At 70.2% G+C, this 6,426-nt stretch carries 5 protein-coding genes and 1 pseudogene; all 6 read left to right on the top strand.

The annotated features are described in order from the left end of the window. Nucleotides 1-782: pseudogene (locus ACWDUZ_RS26740) on the top strand (nitrate- and nitrite sensing domain-containing protein); the annotation flags it as partial. A 9-nt stretch (nt 783-791) separates the two neighbouring features. Continuing rightward, nucleotides 792-1,205, top strand: coding sequence for a roadblock/LC7 domain-containing protein (locus ACWDUZ_RS26735; RefSeq protein ID WP_005479910.1), 414 nt, complete (start codon nt 792-794; stop codon nt 1,203-1,205). Nucleotides 1,206-1,316: 111 nt separating this feature from the next. Continuing rightward, a complete protein-coding gene (locus ACWDUZ_RS26730) occupies nt 1,317-1,715 on the top strand; it encodes a DUF742 domain-containing protein (RefSeq protein WP_451634354.1) in 399 nt (132 codons plus the stop codon). Then, entirely contained in the window at nt 1,696-2,271 is a 576-nt protein-coding gene (locus ACWDUZ_RS26725; RefSeq protein WP_067301226.1) for a GTP-binding protein, read from the top strand. Before ACWDUZ_RS26730 ends, ACWDUZ_RS26725 begins: the two co-directional genes overlap by 20 nt. A gap of 440 nt (nt 2,272-2,711) precedes the next feature. Continuing rightward, nucleotides 2,712-5,948, top strand: a complete 3,237-nt coding sequence (locus ACWDUZ_RS26720; protein ID WP_451634353.1) for a nitrate- and nitrite sensing domain-containing protein — start codon at nt 2,712-2,714, stop codon at nt 5,946-5,948. A gap of 10 nt (nt 5,949-5,958) precedes the next feature. Continuing rightward, nucleotides 5,959-6,372, top strand: coding sequence for a roadblock/LC7 domain-containing protein (locus tag ACWDUZ_RS26715; protein ID WP_004983065.1), 414 nt, complete (start codon nt 5,959-5,961; stop codon nt 6,370-6,372). The last annotated feature ends 54 nt before the right edge of the window (nt 6,373-6,426 follow it).

Raw genomic sequence — 6,426 nt, 5'->3', positions numbered from 1 at the left:
CCGGCCAGTACGCCGCGCCGCAGGCCTACGACAACGGCTCGACCGGCCAGTACGCCGCGCCGCAGGCCTACGACAACGGCTCCACCGGCCAGTACGCCGCGCCGCAGGCCTACGACAACGGCTCCACCGGCCAGTACCCGCAGCCCGGCTATGACGGCGGCAACACCGGTCAGCACACCCTGCCCGGCCGTCAGGACCCCTCGTCCACCGGTCAGTTCGAGCGGCCGCAGACCGGCCCGGCCGACTTCGGCGCCCCGCACCGGCCGGCCCCGCAGCAGCAGGCCCCGCAGCAGCAGGCCCCGCAGCGGCGTCCGGTCCGTCGTGAGCCGGAGGCGCTGCCGCCGGCCACGGGTCCGGGCGACGGCCGCACCCCGCTGTACGACACCCTGGAGACCAACTGGTTCCGCGGTGAACGGCAGCAGGCGGGCCGGCCGGCTCCGGTCGCCCCGCAGCACCAGGCCCCCACGGGCCCCCAGCGTCCCGCGGCTCCCGCCTGGCGCACCTCGCCCAACGACGAACTCGTCCGTCAGGCGGAGCGCGTACGGCAGCCGGCCGCGGGCGGCGTCACCACCTCCGGCCTGCCGCGCCGGGTGCCCCGGGCGAACCTCGTCCCGGGCACGGCTCAGCAGCAACAGCACCAGAGCGGTCCGCAGGTCTCGCGTTCGCCCGACGACGTACGCGGCCGGCTGACCAATCTCCGTCGGGGCATCGCGCAGGGTCGTCAGGCCGGTTCCGGTCAGACGGGCAGCTTCCCGAGCCCCACTCACCAGCAGGAGCGTTAGTTGAGCCAGATGAGCCAGGCGGCACAGAACCTCAACTGGTTGATCACGAACTTCGTGGACAACACCCCGGGGGTGTCGCACACCGTCGTGGTGTCCGCGGACGGACTCCTTCTGGCGATGTCCGAAGGCTTTCCGCGTGACCGCGCCGACCAGCTCGCGGCGGTCGCGTCCGGCCTGACCTCGCTGACCGCCGGGGCCTCCCGGATCTTCGAGGGCGGCGACGTGGCGCAGACGGTCGTGGAGATGGAGCGCGGCTTTCTGTTCCTCATGTCCGTCTCGGACGGGTCGTCCCTGGCGGTACTGGCCCACCCCGAGTGCGACATCGGCCTCGTCGGCTACGAGATGGCGCTCCTCGTCGACCGTGCGGGGGCGGTGCTCACGCCCGACCTGCGCGCCGAACTACAGGGCAGTCTGCTCCACTGACCGGCCCCGGCACCACCCGTCTCACCAAATCACCGTCCGGCCGCCACAATCCCCCCACCGGCCCCGTCCGACGGCTTGCCCGACCGACTTGCTGTCCCGCCCGGAGGATTCATGACCCCGCCCACCGCCCATCATGATCCGTACGCCGAGCCGTACGGGGAAGAGGGCGACCAGCCGCTGGTCCGTCCGTACGCGATGACCGGCGGCCGGACCCGGCCGCGCTACCAGCTCGCCATCGAGGCGCTGATCAGCACCACGGCCGACCCGGCAGCGCTGATGGGACTGCTCCCGGAGCACCAGCGGATCTGCCATCTGTGCCGCGAGGTGAAGTCGGTCGCCGAGGTGTCGGCGCTGCTGACCATGCCGCTGGGTGTGGCGCGGATCCTGGTCGCGGACCTGGCCGAAGCCGGTCTGGTGGCGATCCACCAGCCGGGCGGCGACGAGAACAACGGTGGCGCTCCGGACGTGACGCTGCTCGAAAGGGTGCTCAGTGGACTTCGCAAGCTCTGACGCGGGCCGGGCGACCACCTCGGCGAAGATCGTGGTGGCGGGCGGCTTCGGCGTGGGCAAGACCACGTTCGTCGGCGCCGTCTCGGAGATCAACCCGCTGCGCACGGAGGCCGTCATGACGTCCGCCTCGGCGGGCATCGACGACCTGACCCACACCGGGGACAAGACCACCACCACGGTGGCGATGGACTTCGGCCGTATCACCCTGGACCAGGACCTGATCCTCTACCTGTTCGGCACGCCCGGACAGGACCGCTTCTGGTTCATGTGGGACGACCTGGTCCGCGGCGCCATCGGCGCGGTGGTCCTCGTCGACACCCGGCGTCTGGCCGACTGCTTCCCCGCGGTGGACTACTTCGAGAACAGCGGTCTGCCGTTCGTCATCGCCCTCAACGGCTTCGACGGCCAGCAGCCGTACACCCCGGACGAGGTCCGCGAGGCGCTCCAGATCGGCCCGGACGCACCGATCATCACCACCGACGCCCGGCACCGCGCGGACGCCAAGTCCGCCCTGATCACGCTGGTGGAACACGCCCTGATGGCCCGCCTGCGGTAGCCCCGCTCCTCGTTCCGAACGGCAGCCGCCGACCGCACACCCCTACAAGTAGGCAGGTGCGTACGGCAGTTGTCGTAACGATCGACGTAGACGCATCGGAGCCGGCTGTGTCCTTTGACACGGCCGGCCCTGGTGTTCATAACGTTTCGGCAGAGGAATCGGGTGGTACGGCCACGCGTCGCGCACATCCGGTCTCGCTGCGCGCACAATCACCCCGCCTTTTGGCGCGGCTCGCTCTTTATGACCGTTTTATCTGGGGCTTACATCACGCTGGACCTGCGGTTCCAACTGTTTGGAAGAGCGCATGTCGGCGTGCTGGAATGCCTGAACTGCCCCATGGTCAAGGACGTACTCACCAGTACGGAGTCGTCCGCGGCGGACAGGGCTCTGAGAAAGTGCGGCACGACGTAGGTGCCGACCGCCGAGAGGTTGTTGGTCGAGTGAGGCGAAGCAAGAACGGCTCCGAGCCGTCGGCCCGGGGCAACTTCACCCCGCCGCCGCGCGGTGCGGCGCCCGCACACGTGCCCGGTTCGGAGTCGGCGGCCGTTCCCTCCCCCAGCGGGGGCCGTCTCTCCCCCCGCAACTGGCGGGTACCCACCCGGCTGAACGCGATCCTGCTCATACCCGTGCTGGTCGGCCTCGTCATGGGCGGCTTCCAGGTCAAGAGTTCGATCGGAACCTGGCAGGACGCCCAGGACGCGGAGAAGACCGCGCGTCTGGTGCGCGCCTCCCTGACCTACGCCGACGCCCTGTACAATGAGCGCGACATCTCGGCCGCTCCCCTGCTCCAGGGCAAGGGTCCGAGCGACTCGACGGTCGCGAAGGCCCGGCAACTGACCGACCAGGCCGCCCAGAACTTCGACCAGGCCGCCAAGGACATGCCGCACAAGGCCGGTCTGGAACGCCGCCTGAAGCTGTTCCGCGAGACCGAACCCGAACTCCAGGCGCTGCGCGCCGCCGCGTACAGCTCCAAGCTCACCGGCGTGCAGACCGAGGAGGGCTACGTCAAGGTCGCCCACCCGCTGATGGAGTTCGCCAACGAACTCGGCCTGGGCACCGGCAACATCACTTCCTACGGCCGTAGTGTCTACGCCATCTCCCTCACCAAGGCCGCGCTGTCCCTGGAGCGCTCGATCGGCATGCACATGCTGGTCAAGCCGGGTCCGGGCACAGGCAGCCTGGCCAGCCAGCGGGTGGCCCTGTCCTCCTACGCCTACCTGGAGGGCATCGCCGCCGAGGAGTACCTCGGCGCCGGCACCCAGGCCGATGCGGACAAGCTCCAGGCGCTGCAGCAGGAGATCCAGTCCAAGGGCGCCGAGATGGTCCGGGAGGCCAAGGCCAAGGACCCGGACTACGTCGCTCCGCCGGCCAACCCGACCGACATGGTCGCGACCCTGGCCTCGCTGACGTCCACCGACCCCGCCGAGCGCGCCCAGATCGCCCAGAAGGGCGTCACCCCGCAGAACTGGTGGGCGGTCAACACCCTCAAGTTCGACGCCTACCGCACGATCGAGTCGGACATGGCCGACACCGCGGTGCACGAGGCGGCCGACATCGCCGACGACGCCAAGCAGTCGACGTTCATCACCGGCGCGGCCGTCCTGATCGCCCTGCTGGCCGCGTTCATCCTGGCCGGTCTGGTGGCCCGCCAGATGAGCCGCTCCATGCGCCAGCTGCGCAACGCCGCGTTCGGCATCGCGGAGCAGCGCCTGCCGATGCTGGTCGACCAGCTCTCGCGCACCGACCCCGGCCGGGTCGACACCCGGGTCGCGCCGATCCCGATCACCTCCACCGACGAGATCGGCGAGGTCGCGCGCGCCTTCGACCAGGTCCACCGCGAGGCCGTCCGGCTCGCCGCCGAGCAGGCCCTGCTGCGGGGCAACATCAACGCGATCTTCACCAACCTCTCGCGCCGCAACCAGTCCCTGATCGAGGGCCAGCTGACCCTGATCACCGATCTGGAGAACAACGAGGCCGACCCCGACCAGCTGGAGAACCTCTTCCGTCTGGACCACCTGGCGACCCGTATGCGCCGCAACGGCGAGAACCTCCTGGTCCTCGCCGGCGAGGAGCCCGGCCGCCGCTGGGACCAGCCGGTCCCGCTGGTCGACGTGTTGCGCGCCGCCTCCTCCGAGGTGGAGCAGTACGAGCGCATCGAGTTGTCCGGCGTCCCGGAGGCCGAGATCCACGGCCGCGCGGTCACCGACCTCGTGCACCTGCTGGCCGAGCTGCTGGAGAACGCCACCACGTTCTCCTCCCCGCAGACCAAGGTCCGTGTCACGGCGACCCGGCTGCCCGACGGCCGCGTCATGATCGAGATCCACGACAAGGGCATCGGCCTGACCGCCGAGGATTTCGCGGACATCAACCACAAGCTGGCCAACCCGCCCACCGTGGACGTGGCGATCTCCCAGCGCATGGGCCTGTTCGTGGTCGGCCGCCTCGCCGACCGGCACGGCATCCGCGTCCAGCTGCGCCCCTCCGGAGAGCAGGCCGGCACCACGTCGCTGGTCATGCTGCCGGACGCGATCACCCACGGCGGTGGCGGCGAGCAGACGCTGGAGCGCGACGAGTTCACCGTCTCGCAGATCATCCCGGAGCAGCAGTTCCAGGGTGAGGACTTCGCCCAGCTGCCGCCCCTGCGCACCGCCGCCGAGCTCGGCTTCGACGACAGCCGCTACGCGGACGTCCCCGACGACATCCGCGAGCTGGACCCGGTCGGCCGCTCCCTCAAGCGCGAGGAGCGCCGGGCCGCTCTGGAGGCCCAGTCGAACGGCGAGGCGGTCGAGGCGCAGGCGCCCGAGACGTCCGCGTACGCCGAAGAGGCCACCGGGCCGCAGACCGCCTACGACAGCGGCCAGGCGGCCTTCCCCGAGCAGAACGGCGGCTACAGCCACCAGGCGTACGACGAGCAGCAGCAGACGGCGTACGACCAGCAGGGACAGCAGTCGTACGAGCAGGCCTACTACGCGCCGGACGCGGCCGTGCCGCAGAACGGCGCCTACCCGGCGAACGGCGCTTACCCGGACGCCGGCTCCTACGCCGAGCCGGCGCAGGACGGGCAGGCCGGCGCCTCGGATCCGTATGCCGGTTACCAGGAGCAGCCCTACCAGAGCGACTGGCAGCAGGCGGACGGTTTCCTCGGCGGTTACGCGGACCAGTACGCTCCGGAAACCGAATCAGCGCAGGCCGCTGACGGGAACGACGGTGAACGCGTAGGCTTCGACCGTCCGGGAACGGCCTCCTCCGCCGCCCACGAGCTGACGGACGCCGGCTTGCCCCGCCGTGGTTCCACCACGAGCGACTCGAACGGCGCGCGGCCCGTGCCGCGGCAGGCGACGGCCCCCGATCCGGAGAGCAACGGCGACAGCGGCTGGCGTTCGGCCAACGACGAACGGTGGTCGCAGGCCGCGCAGCTCCGGAAACCCAAGGCGGGCGGAGTGACCTCCTCCGGCCTGCCGCGGCGAGTGCCCAAGGCCAACCTGGTCGAGGGTACGGCGGAATCGACCCCGCAGGGCGGCCCACAGGTCTCCCGCGCCCCCGAGGACGTCAGGGGCAGGTTGAGCAACCTGCGCCGGGGCGTCCAGCGGGGACGCAGCGCAGGAAGTGACAAGAACGGTCAGGCCACGAGGATTGAACACAGTGGTCCTGACAGCACCTACAACCAGGAGCGTTAGTGTGAGCCCGATGAGCCAGGCGGCACAGAACCTGAACTGGTTGATCACCAACTTCGTGGACAACACCCCCGGGGTGTCCCACACCGTGGTGGTCTCCGCCGACGGACTCCTTCTGGCGATGTCCGAAGGCTTCCCCCGTGACCGCGCCGACCAGCTCGCGGCCGTCGCCTCCGGTCTGACCTCACTGACCGCCGGTGCCTCGCGCATCTTCGAGGGCGGCAGCGTGAACCAGACGGTTGTGGAGATGGAGCGGGGATTCCTCTTCATCATGTCCATCTCCGACGGGTCTTCACTCGCGGTTCTCGCACACCCGGAGGCGGACATCGGTCTCATTGGGTACGAGATGGCCCTCCTGGTGGACCGCGCGGGCACGGTTCTGACCCCGGACCTGCGCGCGGAACTCCAGGGCAGCCTTCTCAACTAACAGACAGACGGTGCGTTCACGTGTCCCGGGGCCGTAAGGTTTCGGGACGCGGCT

This window comes from Streptomyces sp. NPDC003393, assembly GCF_053589015.1.
This window is presented reverse-complemented; position numbering and strand designations above follow the sequence as displayed.